The sequence below is a fragment of the Pseudomonas sp. TWI929 genome (genome assembly GCF_039673335.1).
GTDB lineage: Bacteria > Pseudomonadota > Gammaproteobacteria > Pseudomonadales > Pseudomonadaceae > Aquipseudomonas.
Genome location: NZ_JBDJLK010000030.1, coordinates 1 through 20,095 on the forward strand (window position 1 = coordinate 1; position 20,095 = coordinate 20,095).

Sequence of the window (20,095 nt, forward strand, 5' to 3'; positions counted from 1 at the left end):
ACACAAGGCCGCTCCTACAGGGGGTGCGTTAGCCGCTTACGGTCAGCGGCGGTAGTAACGGTGGTCGTCGTAATGACGCTGTTGCATGGCCCGCTCATGCCGGCGTTCCCAGTCACGGCGCCGTTCCCAGTCACGTCTGCGCTCCCAGTCCCTTCGGGCTTGCTCACGGCGCCACTGTTCGCGGCGCCAGTCGCTGCGGTGGTCGTGCCAGCGGTCGTCGTCGTGCGCCAGCAGTGTAGCCGGGTGCACATCTGCCACGCTGGCCACTCTGGACCAGGGGTTGGCGGCAGGTTGCAACGGTGACTGAACAGCCGGGGCCGCGGCCGCAGGCGCTTTCATTTGTGTTGCCGATGCCGTGCCCATCGCCGCGAACGAGAACAGGCCGAGCAGCATCAACCTAGCGACATGTATTTTCATGAGCGAAGCCAACCTCTGATAACAATTGAGCCATCTGGCCAGCAGGTGTGGGGCGAACCTTGTCTCGCGTGCCGCTACCTTTCTGTGCCTTCCACATAGACCGGCAAACGAGAAAAAGTTCGCTGCAGCAACAACTTGTAGAACTTTTGCGCCTCAGAACAGATAGTCGGTGGTGAGGAAGCTGGACTCGCGGCGTTGGATGATGTTGCTGACCAGGGCCTTGTTGTCCGCCTGGTAGCGGGTGGCAACCAGCGTGCGGATGGAGAATACGCGCAAGGCGTCATGTACCGACAGGGTGCCTTCGGCGCTGTTCTTGCGGCCATTGAACGGGAAGGTATCGGGGCCACGCTGGCATTGCGCGTTGATGTTGATGCGCCCGACCTGGTTGGCCAAGGCATCGACCAGCCGGCCAACCTGGGCACTGTCGTTGCCGAAGATGCTTGCCTGCTGCCCGTAGTCAGAGGCCAGCACATAGTCGATCACCGTCTGCAGGTCGCGGTAGGGCACCACCGGTACCAGCGGGCCGAACTGCTCTTCGTGGTACACGCGCATGTCGGACTTAACCGGGTACAGCAGTGCCGGGTAGAAGAATGAACCCCGTGCCTCGCCGCCGCCAGGGTTGACCACCTTGGCCCCCTTGGCCTGGGCATCGGCGACCAGGGTGGCCAGGTAGTCGACCTTGCCGGGCTCGGGCAGCGGTGTCAGCGCCACGCCAGGCTCCCACGGCATGCCGGGTCTGAGCGCCGCCAACTGGTCGTTGAACTTGGCGAGGAAGGCGTCGGCCACGTTCTCGTGTACGAACAGGATCTTCAGTGCCGTGCAGCGCTGGCCGTTGAATGACAACGCGCCGGTGATGGCCTCACTGACGGCGTTGTCCAGGTCGACGTCGGGCAACACGATACCTGGGTTCTTGGCATCCAGCCCTAGCGCAGCGCGCAGGCGGTGCGGGCGCGGGTGCAGTTTCTTCAAGTCGCTGGCGGCCTTGTGCGTGCCGATGAAGGCGAACACGTCGACCTTGCCGCTGGCCATCAGCGCGCTCACCGTTTCGCGGCCGCGCCCGTAGATGACGTTGATCACCCCCGGCGGGAAGCTGTCGCGGAACGCTTCGAGCAAAGGGCGAATCAGCAGCACGCCGAACTTGGCCGGCTTGAACACCACGGTGTTGCCCATGATCAGCGCCGGGATCAGCGTGGTGAAAGTTTCATTGAGCGGGTAGTTATATGGCCCCATGCACAGGGTGACGCCCAGTGGTACCCGGCGGATCTGGCCGAGGGTGCCTTGTTCCAGTTCGAAACGGCTGGAGCGGCGATCCAGTGTCTTGAGGGCGTTAATGGTGTCGACGATGTAGTCGCAGGTGCGGTCGAATTCCTTTTCCGAGTCCTTGAGGTTCTTGCCAATTTCCCACATCAGCAGCTTGACCACGGTCTGGCGCTGCTCACGCATGCGTGCCAGGAAGGTTTCGACATGCTGGATGCGCTCGGCGACGTGCAGGGTTGGCCAGTTGCCCTGGCCGTTGTCATAGGCGCGCACTGCTGCATCCAGAGCGTCAAGCGCGGCGTCGGCACCCAGTAATGGGGCGCTGCCGAGGACGACTGGATGGTCGCCGTTATCGCTGGCCAGGTGCACCGGGCTATGGACGGTGGCAACGGCGCCGGGCCAGTGGCGCAATTGGCCGTCGACCAGGTACTCGCGCTGGTGGAGTGGTTCGGCCAGGCGGTAGGCCGGGGGGACTTGTTCGGCGGTGGGGAAGAGGGTAGTCAAGCGAGAGTTGGCGCTCATGGTAGGTCCTTGTTGTTGTACTCAAATTTCAAAGGCTTACTCGGCCCTCTGTGGGAGCGGGCCGCTAGATCTGTGAGATGGGGGGCGTTATGGCCGCACGGCAAATGGCCGCGAACGCATCAGCGTCCAGCGAGGCGCCGCCGATCAGGCCGCCGTCGATGTCTTTTTGGGCAAACAGCTGCGCGGCGTTTTCGGCCTTGACGCTGCCGCCATACAGCAGGCGTATGCGCGCCGCGGTTGCGGGGGGCTGCGCGGCCAGCAACTGGCGGATGTGCGCATGCACCGCCTGTGCCTGCGCCGGGCTGGCGGTTTCGCCAGTGCCAATGGCCCACACTGGCTCGTAGGCGATCACGCCCTTGGCCAACTGCGCCATGCCAACCTGCTCCAGTACCGCCTTGAGCTGCGAGCCGATTACCGCGTTGGTATTGCCAGCGCGCCGCTGGTGGATGGTTTCACCCAGGCACAGCACCGGGGTCAGGCCGGCGCGCAGCGCGGCCTCGAACTTCATGGCCACCTGTGCATCGGTCTCGCCATACAGGCTGCGACGCTCCGAGTGCCCGACCAGGGCGTAGCCGCAGCCCAGGTCGGCGAGCATTTGCCCGCTGACTTCGCCGGTGAAGGCGCCCTCGGCGCGCTCACTGATGTTCTGCGCCCCCAGGCTGATGCCGGTGCGGCTCAGCAGCCCGGCCAGCTGGGCGAGGTAGGGCATTGGCGGGCAGATCGCCACTTGTACCCCAGGCATGGGCGGCAGGCTGGGCAGCAAGGCGTCGATCAGCCGGGCATTACCGGCGTGGGTGCCGTGCATCTTCCAGTTGGCGATGACCAGTTTCGGGCCAGGCGCTAGGGTGTTGCGGGTTGACATGTTCATCAAGGTTCTCCTGGCTGCTCAGCGAATGGCATCACCCACCCGCACGATACGCAGGGTGTTGGTACCACCCTGGTCGTTCGCGTGGTCGCCGCGGGTGATCAGCACCAGGTCGCCATGGCTCACCACCTGGCGTTGCAGCAAGGCGTCCACCGCGCATTGGTTGATTTCAGCCAGTGGCATCTGCTCGGTGTTCAACGGCAAGGTCTGCACGCCACGGAACAGGGCCACCCGGTGTTGCGTGCGCGGGTTGCCGGAGCAGGCGTAGATCGGCAGGTGCGAGCGAATGCGCGACATCAGGCGTGGGGTATCACCGGTTTCGGTCAGGCTGATGATGGCCTTGACCCCGCTGAGGTGGTTGGCTGCGTACATGGCCGATAGCGCGATGGTTTCGTCGATACGCTGGAACACTTCGTCCATGCGGTGGCGGGAACGCTGTGCCTGCGGGTGGCGTTCGGCACCGGCTATGACCCGCACCATGGCCTGGACGGTTTCCACCGGATAGGCACCCGTGGCAGTTTCTGCCGACAGCATGACCGCATCGGTACCGTCGAGTACCGCGTTGGCCACGTCGAACACTTCGGCACGGGTGGGCAGTGACTGGCTGATCATCGATTCCATCATCTGCGTGGCGGTGATCACCACGCGGTTCAGGCTACGGGCACGGTCGATGATCAGCTTCTGAACTGCCACCAGTTCGGCATCACCGATTTCCACACCCAGGTCGCCGCGGGCCACCATCACGCCTTCGCTGGCTTCGATGATGCCATCGAGCACCGCCGGGTCGGCGACGGTCTCGGCGCGTTCGATCTTGGCGACCAGCCCGGCTTCACCACCAGCGGCGTGCAGCAACTGCCGCGCCAGGTGCATGTCGCTGGCATCGCGGGGGAATGACACCGCCAGGTAGTCGACCTGCATGCGCGCGGCGGTGCAGATGTCTTCGCGGTCCTTGTCGGTCAGTGCGCTGGCGGACAGGCCGCCGCCCTTGCGGTTGATGCCTTTGTTATTGGACAGCGGGCCACCGACCAGCACCTCGCACACCAGCCGGCTGGCCTCGGCCTGCAGCACTTGCAGTTCGAGGCGCCCGTCGTCCAGTAGCAGGATGTCGCCCGCGCGGCTGTCGCTGACCAGTGCGGCATAGTCGATGCCCACTGCGTGGGCGTCGCCTGCCTGCTTGTCGAGCGAGGCATCCAGCACGAAGCGCTGGCCCTTGCTCAGTTGGACCTTGCCCTGGGCAAAGCGGGCAATGCGGATTTTCGGGCCTTGCAGGTCGGCGAGGATGGCGACGAAGCGGCCATGCTTGTGCGCCATTTCCCGCACCAGCTCGGCACGGGCTATGTGCTCGGCTGCCGAACCGTGGGAGAAGTTCAGGCGCACCACGTCCACACCGGCGCGGACCAGGCCCTCGATGGCGGCGGGTGATTCGGTGGCAGGTCCCAGGGTGGCAACAATTTTTGTTCTGCGCTGCATCAGGAGGGGTTCCTTCAAGGGCTGCGGCTGTATCGGATTTATTGGATATAAAAATTCGCACGTACAAATATTGCTCAATTTGTAAATCAAGATTGGCATATTGACGTTTTAAAATGCAATGTTATTTTTGGGCTGCGTTTTAGATCGACAACAACAAAGCCCGCAGCTGCACGGCGCGGGCAACACCTTCTAAACCAGGAAATACCCACCATGCATGCAGCATCAGTTGGCCTTACGGCGTTGGCACTGTGCCTTTCAAGCGGTCTGGCACAAGCTTCGGAGCAAGCCGAGGCAAAAGGCTTCATCGAGGGCAGCAGCCTTCGCCTGCTCACCCGCAATTTCTATTTCAACCGCGACTTCCGCGATGCCGCTGCCGGCGACCAGAGCTACCGCGAGGAGTGGGCACAGGGGGAGCTGGCGTTCTATCAGTCGGGCTTCACCCAAGGCACGCTGGGCCTGGGCGTGGATGCCCATGGCCTGCTCGGCCTGAAACTCGACGGTGGTCGTGGGCGCTCGGGGGCCGACCTGCTGCCCGTCGACAGTGATGGTCGCCCTGAAGACAGCTATGCCAGTGCAGGGGGGGTGCTGAAGGCGCGCTTGTCCAGCACCGAATTGCGCTATGGCGACATGCGCACCGAGCTTCCGGTGTTTGCCACCGGTGACTCGCGTTTGCTGCCCGAGACAGCAACCGGCGCGCTGTTGACCAGCCAGGAGGTAGAAGGGCTGCGCCTGGATGCCGGGCATTTCACCGCGTACAAACTGCGCGACTCCAGCAACCACGACGATGAGCTGTACCTGAACTACGGCGAGGGCAAGGTTGGCAAGGCCATCGATTTTGTCGGAGGCACTTACGCAATTACCCCGCAGCTCAATGCCAGCCTGTACGCGGCCGATTTCGCCGAAACCTGGCGGCAGTACTACGGCAACCTGCTGTACGTCTTGCCGTTGAGCGATAGCCAGGCGCTGGACTTCGACTTCAACCTGTACCGCACCCGCGACACCGGCAAGGCTTTGCAGGGTGAGATCGACAACACTACCTACAGCTTTGCGGTGGGCTATGCCTTTGGTGCGCACAAGTTGACGGCGGCCTACCAGAAAGTCGACGGTGACACACCGTTCGATTATGTGGGCGGTGACTCGATCTTTCTCGCCAACTCGGTGAACTACTCCGACTTCAATGGCGCCCACGAGCGCTCCTGGCAGCTGCGTTATGACCTGGATCTGGCGAGCTACGGCGTGCCGGGGCTGAAGTTCTCGGCCCGCTACATCAAGGGCGACGACATTGACGGCAGCCAGGCCGACCCGCTGGGCGGCTATGCCGGCTTGCAGGGGCAGGGCGGCGAGCACTGGGAACGCAACCTCGACCTGCGCTATGTGGTGCAGTCTGGCGCGGCCAAGGATCTTTCGCTGCGTTTGCGCCACGCCACCCACCGCGCCAATGCGGCGCAGGGCGAGGGCGATGTGGATGAACTGCGCCTGATCGTGGAGTACCCGTTCGACATCCTCTGATGCCGGCAGCGCCCACCAGGCGGCGGCGTTGCCCGGGCAACGCCGTGGCCGCTCGCGTATACTGTGGCGCAGATCCGGCAGCGCAAACACTTACCTTTGATTGGTTCAGGTACATGGCATCGAGCACCTTAGTCCAGAGAATCGTTTCTGAAATCCGGCAAAAGATTCAGCTGGGCGAACTGGCCCCGGGCGCGCACCTCAGTGCGCAGAAGGTGGCCGATAGCTTCCAGGTGTCGCGCTCGCCCGCGCGCGAGGCACTGACCACGCTTGCCGAGCAGAAACTGCTGGAGCAGATCCCCAACCGGGGCTTCTTCGTGTTGGAGATGCCCGGTGAGGTGGTGCCCGGCAGTGACGAAGTCACTTCGCTGGAAGAGCCGCCCGAGTACTACCGGCTATCCGAGGACTGGCTCAACGACGCCATCCCGGCAGAGGTGACCGAAAAGTACCTGCGCGACCGCTATGGCCTGACCAAGTTCCAGGTGACCGACATGCTCAACCGGGCGGCCAAGGTCGGCTGGGCGGAGCCCAAGCCGGGCTATGGCTGGCGTTTCCTCGACGTGGCCAAGACCCCGGAGACACTGGAGCAGATCTACCGCGTGCGCGCTCTTATCGAGCCGGCGGCGCTGCTGGAAAGCAGCTTTATCTGCGACCTGGAGGTGCTGCGCCGGTTGAAGAAGGAGCAGAGCGATTTGCTGGCGGGCGGTATCGACACCCTGCCTGCGGACATGTTGCTGAAGTCAGGCATTCGTTTTCATGAAGAGCTGATCAAGCTGTCGGGCAACCCGCTGTACCTGATGATTCTCAGGCAGTTGAACAACATGCGCCGGTTGATCGAATACCGCTCGATGATCGACCGCAAGCGCCTGTATACCCAGTGTGCCGAGCACCTGCGCATGGTCGAACTGGTGGAGGAAGGCGACAACCTGGAGGCGGCGCACCTGATGAAGCGCCACCTCAGCGGGTCGTTTGCGCGCAAGTCGCCCATCCTGGAGCTGCGTCGGGCGGCGCAGGGGCAGGTTGTGCCGAATGTTGTCGTGGAAATCTGAATTTCGGGGCAGCGAGGCGGCCCCGGCAATCTCAGGATTCGACCGCTGCCCGCCGCCCCAACCACACTTTCAACAGCGGCTCCGCACACAGCATCACTACTACCAGGCGCATGATCTGCATCGCCGTCACCATCCCCGCCCCAAGGTTCAGCGCCTCGGCCGTCAGGTACATCTCGGTGGCACTGCCCGGCATCATCCCCAATGGCAGCGTCAACAACCCGCTACCCGACAACCAGGCAAAGCCCCAGGCAAACAGGAAGGTGCAAGTAATCATCGACAAGGTGAACGCCACCACCTTGGCCAGGTACAGCGGCGAGCGCCGGAAAAAACCGCGGTCGAAGAAGCTGCCCAGCGCGCAGCCGATCATCAACTGGCCGTAATGGCTCAATTCCACCGGCAGCGCCATGCGCAGGTCGAAACTTGCCGTCAGCACCGCACACAAGGCCATCGGCCCGAACATCCATGGGTTAGGCAACCCCAGGCGCTTCCACGACAAGGCCACCAGCACTCCGCCCGCCAGCATCGGCCCTAGCCACAGCCAGTCGGCTGGCAGGCGCGTTTGCACGGCGCCAGGCGCTGCGTGCACCAGCAGGAACATCGCTGGCGGTACAATAAGCACAATCAGCACCAGGCGGATGCTGTGCGCGGCGGCGATCTGGCTGACGTTGGCCCGGTAGCGCATGCCCAGCTGGATCATCTCGGCGAAGTTGGCCGGCATGAAGGCGAAGTAGGCGGTGGTCAGGTCCATGCCGCGGCGGTGCATGAAGGCGATGCCGGCCAGGGCCAGCAACAGGGTGACGAAGGCGGCGGCCAGCATCAGCAGGAAATGCCCGGCAATTTCATGCACCACCGGCTGGGTGAAGTGCAGGCCGATGGAGGTTGCGATCAGCCATTGGCCAGACTTGCGGCCATTGGGAATTTCGGCGATGGCCCAGCCGCTGCAACGGACGATGATCACGGCCAGCATCGAGCCGATGATCCATGGCAGGGGCCAGTGGGCGGCGCTGGCGAGGAAGGCGCCCGCGGTGCCTACCAGCGGGGTGGCCCACCAGGTTTTCAGGCTTTTGAACATGGGGTCTCCTGGTGTTTATCGGGGAGGGTGAGATTTTTGGGGCTGCTTCGCAGCCCATCGCGACACAAGGCCGCTCCTACAAGGGGACCGCGCTCTCCTGTAGGAGCGGCCTTGTGTCGCGATGGGGCGCAAAGCGCCCCCCAAATTGCCCGGAAAACGCATCACTTGACCGGATACTGCCTCCGCAACTCCGCCACCTGCTCCGGGGTCAAGGTGCGGAACTTATGCTGGAAAATCAGCAGAAACAGCTGCGCCGTTGCCTCCAGCTCTTCCGTGGCATCCACCGCCGCATGCAGGTCGCTGCCCGCCACTACCGGCCCGTGGTGGGCCAGCAGCATGGCGTGGTGCTTGCCCGAAAACGCCCGCACCGCTTCGGCCAGTGCCGGGTCACCGGGTGCGTAGTAAGGCACCAGCGGCAGCTTGCCGACACGCATGGCGTAATAGGCGGTAATGGCCGGCAGCAGGTCGTCCGGGTCCAGCCCGTCGAGCACCGACACCGCCACCGAGTGCGTTGAGTGCAGGTGCACCACCGCACCGCTGGTGGGCCGTTCCTGGTACATGGCCAGGTGCAGCATCAGCTCCTTGGATGGCTTGTCGCCGCTGACATGGCGGCCCTCCCAGTCGAGCTTGGTCAGCCGCGCCGGGTCCAGCCGGCCCAGGCTGGACCCGGTGGGGGTGAGCAGCCAGCCATCGTCCAGGCGCACGCTGATATTGCCGGTGCCGCCGTGGGTCAGGCCGCGGTCGTACATCGACTTGCCCAGCAGGACGATGTCCTCGCGTTGCTTGCTCTCGTTCATGGCGCCAGCTCCAAGGCCTGGGTGAAGAAGCCTGGGCCGCCGAAGTTGCCCGACTTCAACGCCAAAGCCACAGGGGCCTGGCTCTGGCTGAGGGTCCAGGGCACGCCGGGGGCAATCGACGGGCCGATGCGCAGCGCCTCGACGCCCAGGGCCTTGACCACTGCACCGGAGGTTTCGCCACCCGCTACCACGAAGGTGCGTACGCCCAGTTCCAGCAGGCCGACGGCGATCTGCGCCAGGGCGCGCTCGACGATTGCCCCGGCGGCCTCCACGCCCAGCCGGGCCTGCACCGCCTTTACCGCGTCTGGCGGTGCGCTGGCATAAACCAGCACCGGGCCCTGGGCCAGCAGTGGCTGGGCCCAGCCCAGTGCTTCTGTCACCAGGTCATGGCCTTCGGCCAGGCGCAGCGGGTCGAGGGCGAAGCTGGGTTTGCCACTGTCGCGCCAATGCGCGACCTGGCCGTTGGTGGCCACCGAGCAGCTGCCGGAGAGCACCGCCGCCAAACCCTCGACTGCTGGCAATGCTGCCGCGCAGGCGGCATCAGCCAGCAGTCCGGCGCGTTTGTAGTTGCCCGGCAGGCCCAGGGCAACGCCTGAACCACCGGTGATCAGCCGCTGCTCACTGGCGGCTTCGCCAATCACCATCAGGTCGGTGTTGCTGATGGCATCGACGATGGCATAGCCACAGCCACTTGCCTGGGTATCGGCCAAGGCCTGGCGCACTGCGGCGGCACCTTGGCTGACAGTGGCCTGGCGGACCAGGCCGACCTTGCGCGGCGTCTGCTGTTGCAGCACGCGCACCAGGTTGGCATCGGTCATCGGCGTGAGCGGGTGGTGGCGCATGCCGGACTCGCTCAGCAACGTGTCGCCGACGAACAGGTGGCCATTGAACAGGCTGCGCTGGTTTTCCGGGAAGGCCGGGCAGGCCAGGGCAAATGGTGTGTCCAGCGCGTCGAGCAAGGCATCGGCTACCGGGCCGATATTGCCTTGCGCGGTGGAATCGAAGGTGGAACAGTACTTGAAGAAGTACTGTCGGCAGCCGGCGGCCTCGAGCCATGCAAGTGCTGCGAGGGATTGCTCGACCGCCTGTGCGGCGGGCAGTGTGCGGGTCTTGAGGGCGATGACGATGGCATCGGCGTCGCTGTCGATCGGCCCGGCGGGTACGCCGATCACCAGCAGGGTGCGCATGCCGCCGCGTACCAGCATGCTGGCAAGGTCGGTGCCGCCGGTGAAGTCGTCTGCGATGCAGCCCAGAATCGGTTGGCTCACGGCCAGTTCCTCCAGCCTGGCGCCGAATGCATGGGGCTCGGAACGCAGGCCTGTTCAGGTAGGGAAGGGCGCTTGGCGGCACGCATGGGCGTGCCGCCAAGCGCGGTCAACCGGCGATGACCGCCGCCACGGCTTCGCCGAAGGCACGGCAACCCAGTTGGCCACCGAGGTCGGCAGTGCGCTTGGCCGGGTCTTCCAGCACTACGTCCACGGCCTGCTCCATGGCCTTGCCGGCCTCGAACAGCGCCGGTTTGCCGTGGTGCTCCCCCATCCACTGCAGCAGCATGGCCACCGAAAGGATCATCGACACCGGGTTGGCCTTGTCCTGCCCGGCGATGTCTGGCGCCGAACCGTGCTGGGCCTGGGCACAGCAGTGGATGTCGCTGGCCATCATCGAACCGGCCAGGCCCAGGCTGCCGGACAGCTCGCTGGCCAGGTCGCTGATGATGTCGCCGTAGAAGTTGGTCGCCACCAGTACGTCGAAGCGCTCCGGGCTGCGCACCAGGTGGGCGGTGGAGGCATCCACCAGCAGGTCGTCCAGTTGCACCTCCGGGAAATCCTTGGCCACGTTGCGCACGCATTCCAGGAACAGGCCATCGGTCATGTGGAAGCTGTTGGCCTTGTGGATCGCGGTGACCTTGCGCTTGCGCTTCATCGCCAGTTCGAAAGCGCGGCGGGCGATGCGTTCGCTGCAGTGGCGGGTGATCTTGCGGGTCGACAGAGCCATGTCGGGCGAGGGCATCACTTCACCCCAGCCGCGGCTCATGTTGCGGTCCGGGTAGAAGCCTTCGGTGGCCTCGCGCATGATCACCAGGTCCATGTGCTTGCCTGGTTTCATGTTCGATTCGAGGAAGCTGCGGGTACGCGCCGGGCGCACGTTGGCGTAGAGGTCCAGGCCAATGCGGAAACCCGCCGAAACGTTACGCCCGCCTTTTTCCGGGGCCGGGTAGTCGGCGTGGGACTGGGTGCCGAGGATGATGCCATCGTAGGTCTTGGCCTTCTCCAGCACTTCGTTTCGCAGGGTGGTGCCGTACTTTTCCAGGCTGACGAAGCCGACGTCGTCGTAGTCGAACGACAGGCCCAGGTCGAACTTGCCATTGGCAGCGTGCAATGCCGCCATCGACGACTCCACGATCTCGGGGCCGATACCGTCGCAGGGAAGAACCAGAATTCGCATCACACTCTCCTAACCATTTTTATTCGGGCGTTCTGTTGAGGATCAAGGCGTTTGATCGATGACACTCATTTGTGTACGTCATGATTACGAAATACATTAAAGGTCAGTCGTCCAGTACGGGTTCAGGTGCGGTCCTGCTGTGCACCGTGGATTGGCCTTCGTGTTCGACTTTGCATTTTATTGCATAGAAAGCCAATTCGTGCAACATTTGTTTCGGCAACTGACCTACTGAACAGAGGAGAGTGCAACATGATCAAGACCACGGACCTGTGCGACGAACTGGGCGAGCGGGCCCGGTTGCTGGCGCCGGTATTCGTTGACCTGGGCGGTAAACGGGATTTCCAGGGGCAGGCGGTGACGGTGAAGTGCTTCGAGGACAACTCACGGATCAAGGAGCTGAGCAGTCAGCCAGGGCAGGGCAAGGTGCTGGTGATCGACGGGGGTGGCAGCGAGCGCTGCGCGCTGTTCGGTGACCACATCGCCGAAGACCTAGCGCGCAACGGCTGGGCGGGTGTGCTGGTGTACGGCCATGTGCGTGACAAGGCCGTGCTGCAAGGGCTGCCGCTGGCAATCAAGGCGCTGGGCGTGACCCCGCGCAAATCGGTCAAACGCAACGAAGGGCAGGTGGGCCTGAGCGTGACCTTCGCCGGGCAGACCATCGCCGCCAGTGACTGGCTGTATGGCGACGATGATGGGGTGGTGGTGCTCGACGCGCCGTGCTCCTAGCCCAGGTCGGCGACTGCCAGCGCCTGCTTCAGGTCGCGGGCTTCCTGGGCTTCGCGAGCGGCCTTGAGCCGGCTGACCACATCCAGGTGCTCGCGCAGGAACGCCGCTGCCTCTTCGCGCCGGCCCTGTTCGATCAAGTCGAGCAGCTGGATGTGCTCCTTGCACTGGCTGATCAACCGCGGGCGATCGACGTTGGACTGGTAGGCCATGAACCGGCGCAGTTGGTTCTGCCGACGGATTGCCTCAAGGAAGAAGGTGTTGCCCGAGCAGCGCACGATCAGCTCGTGCAGTTGCGAACCGATGTGGAACAGTTGCGAACGCGACAGGGTGAAGATATCGCCGTCGAGCAGCTCTTGTTGGGTGCGCCGGGCCTTGGCGAAGGCCGCAGTGTCGACCTTGTAGCCGGGCTCCAGCAGCGCCGCCGGCTCGATGGCCATGCGAAAGCGGTAGCTCTGGATATGCGCTTCGGAGTCGTGCAGGAAGCTGTTGATGCTCCAGCCTTGGCCCGGGTTGCGCTCGATCATGCCTTCGTTGGCCAGGCGGTTGAGCACCTTGAGCAACTGGCCGCGAGGCACGTCGTACTTGCGCAGCAACTCGGCTTCGAAGAACGAGGTGCTGATCTCGCTGGCCAGTACATCGTCGACCACGCGCAGGTAGAAGTCTTCGAAGGTATCGACATCCAGCGGCAGTTTGCGTACGTCGATGTCGCGGGCATCGCGGGTGAGGAAATAGCCGCGGTTGGGCTCCTTGACCGCCAGGCCGAGGTCTTCGAGCAAGGCAAAGCCGCGGCGCACCGGCGAGCGCGACACGCCCAGTTCCTTGGCGAAGGCTTCTTCGCGCAGTGGGTCGCCGGCGCGCATCGAGCGGGCCCGGGCCATGTCGAGGATCTTCGGTGCGAGTTGGCCGGCGAGGTCCGTTTTTATCTTGGAGGTCATGTCCTGGTGCTTCGAGCAACGGGCGGCGAGCCGCGAAAAACAGCCGGGCAACCCCCGGCCGGAAACATCATCCCTGGCAAGCCTGGCTTGCCGTCAACAATGTTTGCACCTCTGGAGTACGCATGACCAGCACCAAACGCATTTTTCTCATCCACGCCACGCCTGTGGCCATTGCGCCGATAAACGAAACCTTCGCCCGGCTGTGGCCCGAGGCCGAACTGTGCAACCTGCTGGAAGACTCATTGGCCCGCGATCTGCGCAGTGCAGGGGAGTTGACCGACGGCCTCAAGCGGCGCTTCTGCGCACTGGCCCGCTACGCCCGCGATGCTGGCGCGCATGCGGTGCTGTTCACCTGCTCGGCGTTCGGCGAGGCCATCGAACTGAGCCGTCGCGAGCTGGACATTCCGGTGCTCAAGCCCAACGAGGCGATGATCGAAGAGGCGTTGGGGCTAGGCCGCACGATAGGCATCCTTGCCACGTTCGAGCCGAGCATCGGCTCGATGAGCGAGGAGTTCGCCAAGGCGGCTGAGGCGCGGGGTGTGCAGATTCGCCTGGTATCGGCGGCCTGCCCGCAGGCGCTGGAAGCCTTGCACCAGGGCGATGCGGCCGGGCATGACCGGCTGATTGCCGACCTGGCCGGGCAGATCGAGGCCTGCGATGTGCTGTGCTTTGCCCAGTTCTCCATGACCTCGGCGGCGGAAGGTGCGCGCTATGCCAGCGGCAGGCCGGTGCTGACCACCCCGGACAGTGCGGTGCTGATGCTGCGCAGGCTTCTGGAGGGCTGACAGTTGCGGCGTTCGTAAGCATACCGGGTTCCCTGTGGGAGCGGGTTCACCCCGCGAAGAGTGCGACGCGGTGCATGGCGCCGGCTGCGCCGGTGTTCGCGGGTGAACCCGCTGCCACTGGGTAGGTCGATGTTTTCGATATATTTGTCTATTTGAATTCTAATATGCAGTTTGTTTTTGGCATGGTTTGCAAAATAAATTGTACTGTATCGCCTTGCAAAACAATCTGACTTCGCGTTAAGTAATGTGCAACCGCCGCCACCGGTGGCCAGTAATGCTCCCCACAAAAACAAAACGGAGTACACCCATGAGCAAACGTATCGCCTATGTCACGGCGGGAATGGGCGGCCTTGGCACTGCCATCTGCCAGCGCCTGGCCCGGGACGGTTTCACCGTCGTGGTCGGCTGTGGCCCTGCATCGCCGCACAAGGACGCCTGGCTGGCCGAGCAGAAACAGCGCGGCTTCGACTTCATCGCCTCGGAAGGCAATGTCGCCGACTGGGCGTCGTGCCAGGAGGCCTTTGCCCGCATCAAGCGTGAGGTCGGCCCGGTGGATGTCTTGGTGAACAACGCCGGCACCGCCATCAACGTGGTATTCCGCGATATGCAACCGGGTGACTGGAGCACGGTCATCGATACCAACCTCAATTCCCTGTTCAACGTCACCCGCCAGGTGATCGACGACATGGTTGCGCGTGGCTGGGGCCGGGTAATCAACATCTCCTCGGTCAACGCCCAGATCGGCCAAGTCGGCCAGGTCAACTATTCCACAGCCAAGTCTGCCATCCGTGGCTTCACCCGTGCGCTGGCCCGTGAAGTGGGCGCGCGCGGGGTGACGGTCAATACCGTGTCGCCGGGCTTCATCACCACACCCAAACTGCGCTCTGTCACCAGTGCCTCGGTGATGGACCGCATCATCCAGGACATCCCCGCACGCCGCCTGGGCACCCCGGACGAGATCGCCGCCATCTGCGCCTGGCTGGCATCCGACGAATCGGGCTATGCAAACGGGGCGGATTTCTCGCTCAATGGCGGCCTGCACATGAGCTGACGGCACAGGCCGAACGCCTGCCGCTCTACCTTGATGCGCCTGTTTGGCGCTGACCCATAAAAACAATTGTATTTCAAGTCAAGGTGATACAAATGCTGTCATTTCTCGGATACGGCATGATCGTGACCTTCATGGCACTGATCATGACCAAGCGCCTGTCGCCGCTGGTGGCGATGACCACGGTACCGATCCTGTTCGCGTTGTTCGCAGGCTTCGGGCCAGATATGGGCGACATGATGATCGACGGGCTGCGCAAGGTCGCACCCACAGCGATCATGGTGATGTTCGCCATTCTCTATTTCGGGGTGATGTTCGACACCGGCTTGTTCGACCCAATCATCAAGAAGTTCATCCAGCTGATCGGCGGTGACCCGATGAAAGCGGTGGTGTTCGCCGCGCTGCTGGCGGGGCTGGTGTCGCTCGACGGCGATGGCTCGACCACCTACATGATCACCGCCACGGCCATGTTGCCGCTGTTTAAGCGCATGCGCCTGGACCCGCTGGCGCTGACCTGTGTGGTAATCCTCGCCGCCAGCGTTACCAACCTGCTGCCCTGGGGTGGGCCACTGGCCCGTGCCGCCGCCTCGCTGCAGGTGGAAACCGCCGAACTGTTCCTGCCGCTGATCCCGACGCTGATCATCAGCTTCCTGGGCGTATTGCTGCTGGCCTGGTTCATCGGCACCCGTGAACGCCAGCGCCTGGGCCGCCTGCCGCAGTCGCTGGGCGCGGCCGCCACGGTGTTCGACGATGCTGATAATGAGGCCACGCCGTCGCTGTCGGAAGAAAACGCCGAACTGCGCCGGCCCAAGCTGTTCTGGCTGAATGCCGGCCTGACCATCGCCCTGATGACCGGCCTGGTGCTGGAAATCCTGCCGCTGGCGATCCTGTTCATGGTCGCATTCTCGATTGCCCTGGTGATCAACTACCCGCATATGCAAGACCAGCGTCGGCGCATTTCCGCTCACGCGCCGACGGCGCTGAACCAGATCGCCATCTTCCTCGCCGCCGGCATCCTCGCAGGCATCCTCTCGGGTACTGGCATGGTCGATGCCATGTCCAAGAGCTTCCTCGACATGCTGCCGGCCAGTTGGGGCCCATACATGGCACCGATCACGGCGCTGGCGAGCATCCCGGGCACCTTCTTCATGTCCAACGACGCCTTCTACTATGGGGTACTGCCGGTGCTGGCCAAGGCCGCCGAGGTGTATGGCATCACCCATGCCGAGATTGGCCGCGCCTCGTTGGTCGGCCAGCCTATCCACCTGCTCAGCCCGCTGGTGGCTTCAACCTACTTGTTGTGTGGCCTGGCTGGGGTAGAGTTCAGTGACCACCAGAAGTACACGCTGAAATGGGCGTTCGCGCTGTGCATGCTGATCATGTTCGTGGCCATGGGCTTTGGCCTGTTCCCATGGAGCGCTGGCTGACCCGCGCCGTTCAACACCGGGGTGGGCACAAACTGCCCCGGCTTTTGCCTTTCAGGACTTTGCCGTGCGTTACGACCTTACCAGCCTGGACCTGTTCATCACCGTGGCCCAGGAGCGCAACCTCACCCGCGCCAGCCGCATCAAGCATATGGCGGTGTCGGCCATCAGCAAGCGCATCACCGAGCTGGAGGCGCAGATCGGCTCGCCATTGCTGGTGCGCAATGCTCGCGGCGTGGAGCTGACACCGGCCGGCCAGTCGCTACTGTTCTACGCCCGCCAGCTCAAGCAGACCATGGCCCAGCTGGACACTGAACTGAGCGGCTATGCCAGCGGGGTCAAGGGCCATATTCGCATCCATGCCATCACTTCGGCGCTGTCGCAGTTTCTGCCACAGGACCTGGCCGGCTTTGCCCAGTTGTACCCGGCGATCAAGTTCGACATCGAGGAGCGGGTGGGCTCGGCGGTGGTCCGCGCGGTTGCTGACGGGCGCGCGGACCTGGGCATCATCGCCGCGCAAACCCCGGCGCAGGGGCTGGAAACCTTCCCTTACCGACACGACGAACTGACCCTGGTGGTGCCCGCCGGGCATGCCCTGGCGGCCCGTCAGCGGGTGCGCTTTGCAGAGGTGCTGGAGCACGAGATGGTCGGCCCGCACCTGGAAAGCTCGGTGCACACCTTGCTTACCAGCGAAGCCGAACGGCTGGGCAAGGCGCTGAAGCTGCGCATCCGCATCAGCAGCTTCGACTGCATGTGCCGCATGGTGTCGAACGGGCTCGGGGTGGCCGTGCTGCCGCGTAGTGTCATCGACCAGTACCTGCGTAGCCACAAGCTCAAGGCGGTGACCCTCGACGAGCCCTGGGCGCAGCGCACGCTGCTGCTGGCGCTGCGCAAGTTCGAGGGGGCCTCGGCCACCCTCAAGACCTTTGTCGACCACCTGAAGTTGGCGGAGTAGGGCCCTTGGCGAGCGTTCGCGCTTGGCGAACGCTGCTGTGGTAATTGATCAATTTTCATCCGCCCAGGCTGCTTTTACCATCGGCTCATCCACAGCGCCGAGTACCCAATGCGCCCTGTGCACACGACAAGAAACCGAGCGATACGAGCATGACCGAGACTGCCCGCGACCTGATGAGCACCCTGGAGATCGACCAGGCGCAATTTGCCTATGTCGACCTGAAGAAGCTGCTGAACCCCAGCCAGCTGCAACGCCTGCCGTTTTCCATCCGTATCCTGCTGGAGAACGTCGCCCGCTGCACGCCGCAGGCGCTGCAGCCGGTGCTGGCCCGCGCCCTGGGCCAGGGCCCGGATTGCGAAGTGCCGTTCCAGCCCAATCGCCTGATGTTCCATGACACCACCTGCCTGCCGGCGCTGGCCGACTTTGCCGGCATGCGTGACGTGGTGGCCGAGTTGGGTGGCGACCCGGCGGCGATGAACCCGCAGATCCCGGCGGTGCTTACTATCGACCACTCGGTAATCGTAGAGCGTTATGCCGAGCCGGAAGCGGTCGAGCAGAACCTGGACATCGACTTCCGCCGCAACAGCGAGCGCTATCGCTTCATCAAGTGGGCGCAAAAGAGCCTGGACAACTTTGGCGTGATCCCACCAGGCACCGGCATCATTCACCAGATGAACATGGAAGCCCTGGCCAAGGTGGTGTGGGAAAGCCGCACCGAAGACGGCCAGCGCCTGTTGCACCCGGACGACATGGTCGCCACCGATAGCCACACGCCGATGATCAACGCCATCGGCGTGCTGGGCTGGGGTGTCGGCGGCCTGGAGGGGCAGGCGGCGATGGTCGGCGAGCCGGTGCCGATCAACTTCCCGCAGGTGATCGGTTTTCGCGTTACCAATGCGTTGCGCCCCGGCGTGACCGCCACCGACCTGTCGCTGCATGTGGCTGAGATCCTGCGCCAGCGCTCGGTGGTAGGCAAGTTCGTCGAGTTCACCGGCCCCGGCCTGACAACGCTGAGCTGGGCGGCGCGCGGCACGGTGTCGAACATGGCACCGGAATATGGCGCCACCGTGGTGTTCTTCCCGTTTGACGACCAGACCCTGGACTACCTCAAGCTCACCGGCCGTTCGCCGGAGCTGTGCCTGCAAGCCGCCAGCTACATGCATGCGCAAAACCTGCACCGGCGCGACGACCTGCCAGAGCCACAGTTCGATGAGCTGATCGAATTGGACCTGGCCAGCATCGAGCCCAGCGTCGCCGGCCCGTACCAGCCGCACCAACGCCAGCCGCTGTCGCGTTCGGGTGCCTCGTTTCAGGAGCAGGTGCTGGGTGGCGGCAACCTGATTGCCGGGCCCAAGGCCGAACAGTTCTTCGAGCCATCCTTTGGTACACCAATCAGCCATGGTGCCGTGGTGATCTCGGCGATCACCAGTTGCACCAATACCGCCAACCCGGCGCAGATGATCCAGGCCGGCCTGCTGGCGCGTAACGCCCGCCGCCTGGGCCTGCAGCGTAAACCCTGGGTCAAGACCTCGCTGTCGCCGGGCTCCCAGGTGGTGGCCGACTACTTGGCCGAGGCCGACCTGCTGCAGGACTTCTCCGCGCTGGGCTTCGACTTGGCTGGCTTTGGCTGCATGACCTGCATCGGCAACTCCGGCAAGCTCGAAGAGCATGTCGAAGCCTTTGCCGACCAGGGCCTGAAAGGTGTGGTGGTGCTGTCGGGCAACCGCAACTTCGAAGGCCGGGTGAACCCCAAGGTGCCTGCTGGCTACCTGGCGTCACCGGCCCTTTGCGTGGCCTTTGCCATCGCCGGTACTGTCGAGATCGACCTTACCTGCGAAGCACTCGGGTACGACAGCGCCGGCAACCCGGTGCACCTGCATGAGCTGATGCCCAGCGATGAAGACGTCGCCGCACTGGCAGCCCAAGTAGTCAAGCCGGAGTTCTTCCAGCAGCGCCTGGCCACCGTGTGGGATGGTACCCACCATTGGCAGGCCCTGTCGGCCGAGGGCAGCGTGCAATTTCCTTGGGACGCGCGCTCGACCTACCTGCGCCGCCCGCAGTACCTGGCTGACATTCAGGCCGAAGCGAAGGCCAGCCTGGCGATCCAGGGCGCACGGCCGTTGATGGTGCTGGGCGACAACGTCACCACTGACCATATTTCCCCTGCTGGCGCGATCCCTGCCAACAGCCAGGCCGGTGAATGGCTGCTGGCGCGCGGCGAGGACCCGCAGGACCTCAACCAGTACTCCACCCGCCGCAGCAACCACGAAGTGATGCTGCGCGGTGCGTTCACCAACAAATCGGTGCGCAACCGCCTGCTCGGCGAACAACAGCCAGGCCCTGGAGCCTGGGCCTGGAACGCCGACCACAGCCAGTGCCTGCCGCTGTACGACGCGGCACAGAGCTACGCCGGTACGCCGATGGTGGTGTTCGCCGGGATCAACTACGGCGCCGGCTCCAGCCGCGACTGGGCGGCCAAGGCCCAAGCCTTGCTGGGCGTGCGCGCGGTGGTGGCGCGCAGCATCGAACGCATCCACCGCAGCAACCTGATCGGCATGGGCGTGCTGCCGCTGCTGTTCAAGGATGGCCAGAGCGTGGATGACCTGCAACTGGACGGCAGCGAGCGCTTTGACTTCATTGGCCTGGACGAGTTGACCGTAGGCGAGAACCGCATCCGCCTGCTGGTACAGCGCAAGGATGGCCGCCGCGATGAGGCCGAGCTGATCGCCCGCATCGATTCGCTGCAGGAAATCCGCTACCTGGTTAACGGTGGGGTGCTGCCCTACGTGATTCGCAAAGTGGTCAAGCGCACCCGCAGCTGA

At 64.0% G+C, this 20,095-nt stretch carries 17 protein-coding genes; 8 read left to right on the top strand and 9 right to left on the bottom strand.

The features are described 5' to 3' along the window. Window positions 1–42 precede the first annotated feature (42 nt). From ABE456_RS14305 to pyk, 4 genes are all read right to left on the bottom strand, one after another. Window positions 43–393 carry a hypothetical protein gene (locus ABE456_RS14305; RefSeq protein ID WP_346644544.1) on the bottom strand — a complete coding sequence of 117 codons (351 nt, stop codon included), beginning with the start codon at window positions 391–393 and terminating at the stop codon, window positions 43–45. Window positions 394–570: 177 nt separating this feature from the next. Continuing rightward, window positions 571–2,196: an NADP-dependent glyceraldehyde-3-phosphate dehydrogenase gene (locus ABE456_RS14310; RefSeq protein ID WP_346644495.1), complete on the bottom strand. Its 1,626-nt coding sequence runs from the start codon at window positions 2,194–2,196 to the stop codon at window positions 571–573. 64 nt (window positions 2,197–2,260) lie between these two features. Then, window positions 2,261–3,058 carry a triose-phosphate isomerase gene (gene tpiA / locus ABE456_RS14315; RefSeq protein ID WP_346644545.1) on the bottom strand — a complete coding sequence of 266 codons (798 nt, stop codon included), beginning with the start codon at window positions 3,056–3,058 and terminating at the stop codon, window positions 2,261–2,263. Window positions 3,059–3,082: 24 nt separating this feature from the next. Then, window positions 3,083–4,531, bottom strand: coding sequence for a pyruvate kinase (gene pyk / locus ABE456_RS14320; protein WP_346644496.1), 1,449 nt, complete (start codon window positions 4,529–4,531; stop codon window positions 3,083–3,085). A 210-nt stretch (window positions 4,532–4,741) separates the two neighbouring features. On the opposite strand from pyk, the gene ABE456_RS14325 reads away from it, so the two are divergent. Both ABE456_RS14325 and ABE456_RS14330 read left to right on the top strand, forming a co-directional pair. Beyond that, window positions 4,742–6,040: an OprD family porin gene (locus ABE456_RS14325; protein WP_346644497.1), complete on the top strand. Its 1,299-nt coding sequence runs from the start codon at window positions 4,742–4,744 to the stop codon at window positions 6,038–6,040. Between the two features lie 113 nt (window positions 6,041–6,153). After that, complete coding sequence (locus tag ABE456_RS14330) at window positions 6,154–7,086, top strand: GntR family transcriptional regulator (RefSeq protein ID WP_346644498.1); 933 nt, start codon at window positions 6,154–6,156, stop codon at window positions 7,084–7,086. 31 nt (window positions 7,087–7,117) lie between these two features. Here the strand turns inward: ABE456_RS14330 and ABE456_RS14335 are convergent, their stop codons facing one another. From ABE456_RS14335 to ABE456_RS14350, 4 genes are all read right to left on the bottom strand, one after another. Then, on the bottom strand, window positions 7,118–8,158 hold the full coding sequence (locus tag ABE456_RS14335) for an AbrB family transcriptional regulator (RefSeq protein WP_346644499.1): 1,041 nt from the start codon (window positions 8,156–8,158) through the stop codon (window positions 7,118–7,120). Between the two features lie 161 nt (window positions 8,159–8,319). Next, window positions 8,320–8,955 carry a 3-oxo-tetronate 4-phosphate decarboxylase gene (otnC, locus tag ABE456_RS14340; RefSeq protein ID WP_346644500.1) on the bottom strand — a complete coding sequence of 212 codons (636 nt, stop codon included), beginning with the start codon at window positions 8,953–8,955 and terminating at the stop codon, window positions 8,320–8,322. Continuing rightward, window positions 8,952–10,223 (bottom strand): 3-oxo-tetronate kinase, encoded by a 1,272-nt coding sequence (gene otnK, locus ABE456_RS14345; protein WP_346644501.1) that lies wholly within the window; start codon window positions 10,221–10,223, stop codon window positions 8,952–8,954. Before otnK ends, otnC begins: the two co-directional genes overlap by 4 nt. A gap of 106 nt (window positions 10,224–10,329) precedes the next feature. Further along, window positions 10,330–11,400, bottom strand: coding sequence for an isocitrate/isopropylmalate dehydrogenase family protein (locus tag ABE456_RS14350; protein ID WP_346644502.1), 1,071 nt, complete (start codon window positions 11,398–11,400; stop codon window positions 10,330–10,332). A gap of 249 nt (window positions 11,401–11,649) precedes the next feature. Here ABE456_RS14350 and rraA point away from each other — a divergent pair, with 249 nt between their 5' ends. Continuing rightward, on the top strand, window positions 11,650–12,126 hold the full coding sequence (gene rraA / locus ABE456_RS14355; protein WP_346644503.1) for a ribonuclease E activity regulator RraA: 477 nt from the start codon (window positions 11,650–11,652) through the stop codon (window positions 12,124–12,126). Here the strand turns inward: rraA and ABE456_RS14360 are convergent. Continuing rightward, window positions 12,123–13,061 carry a GntR family transcriptional regulator gene (locus tag ABE456_RS14360; RefSeq protein WP_346644504.1) on the bottom strand — a complete coding sequence of 313 codons (939 nt, stop codon included), beginning with the start codon at window positions 13,059–13,061 and terminating at the stop codon, window positions 12,123–12,125. The two genes, rraA and ABE456_RS14360, sit on opposite strands and share 4 nt — an antisense overlap. Window positions 13,062–13,183: 122 nt before the next feature. Between ABE456_RS14360 and ABE456_RS14365 the strand changes: the two genes are divergently transcribed. From ABE456_RS14365 to acnA, 5 genes are all read left to right on the top strand, one after another. Further along, complete coding sequence (locus tag ABE456_RS14365; protein WP_346644505.1) at window positions 13,184–13,846, top strand: aspartate/glutamate racemase family protein; 663 nt, start codon at window positions 13,184–13,186, stop codon at window positions 13,844–13,846. Between the two features lie 307 nt (window positions 13,847–14,153). Further along, the gene (phbB, locus tag ABE456_RS14370) at window positions 14,154–14,897 is read left to right on the top strand and encodes an acetoacetyl-CoA reductase (protein WP_346644506.1); all 744 of its coding nucleotides are present in this window, start codon (window positions 14,154–14,156) and stop codon (window positions 14,895–14,897) included. 92 nt (window positions 14,898–14,989) lie between these two features. Then, window positions 14,990–16,321, top strand: coding sequence for a CitMHS family transporter (locus ABE456_RS14375; protein ID WP_346644507.1), 1,332 nt, complete (start codon window positions 14,990–14,992; stop codon window positions 16,319–16,321). Between the two features lie 64 nt (window positions 16,322–16,385). Next, entirely contained in the window at window positions 16,386–17,273 is an 888-nt protein-coding gene (locus tag ABE456_RS14380; RefSeq protein ID WP_346644508.1) for a LysR family transcriptional regulator, read from the top strand. 149 nt (window positions 17,274–17,422) lie between these two features. Then, complete coding sequence (gene acnA / locus ABE456_RS14385) at window positions 17,423–20,095, top strand: aconitate hydratase AcnA (protein WP_346644509.1); 2,673 nt, start codon at window positions 17,423–17,425, stop codon at window positions 20,093–20,095.